Here is a 387-nt window from a genome sequence, read left to right as displayed (position 1 = left end):
CGAATACGCCGACCCGGTTCGGTGTCGGCCGGAACGTGTCCCGGAACGGGGCCTCAGTCCGGAACTTCACGGTGAATCTCGCACAGGATCGCGACACCTTCTCCGTGAACGTCTCGACGAGTGAGGATCCGCCGGAAACGGCACCGCCGGTTGAGACTGGCACCCCCTTCACGTACGTCGACGTGGACGCAGGGAACCTCACCGATGAGGACTACAACAGTGTTGAGTGGGACTTCACGGTTGACCCCGAGCGGCTTGAGGAAAACGACGTGGATCCGGAAAACGTCCAACTCCAGCGGTACAACGAGACACGGGGTGCGTGGGAACGCTTCGAGACGACGCACCGCGGCAATGGCGAGTTCGTGGCTGAGGTGCCTGGCTTCTCCA

At 62.3% G+C, this 387-nt stretch carries 1 protein-coding gene; it reads left to right on the top strand.

Features of this window, described 5'->3' with window-relative positions; all coding sequences use genetic code 11:
* Positions 1-35: 35 nt before the first annotated feature.
* Positions 36-387, top strand: a 352-nt coding sequence (locus EXE42_RS17230) for a PGF-pre-PGF domain-containing protein (RefSeq protein ID WP_206750769.1), incomplete at its 3' end; no start/stop codon positions are given.

Origin of the sequence: Halorubrum sp. SP3 (assembly GCF_005435195.1) — an archaeon.
GTDB classification, from domain to species: Archaea; Halobacteriota; Halobacteria; order Halobacteriales; family Haloferacaceae; genus Halorubrum; species Halorubrum sodomense.
Note: the sequence above shows the minus strand (reverse complement) of the source record. Positions and strands in the feature narration are given on the sequence as shown.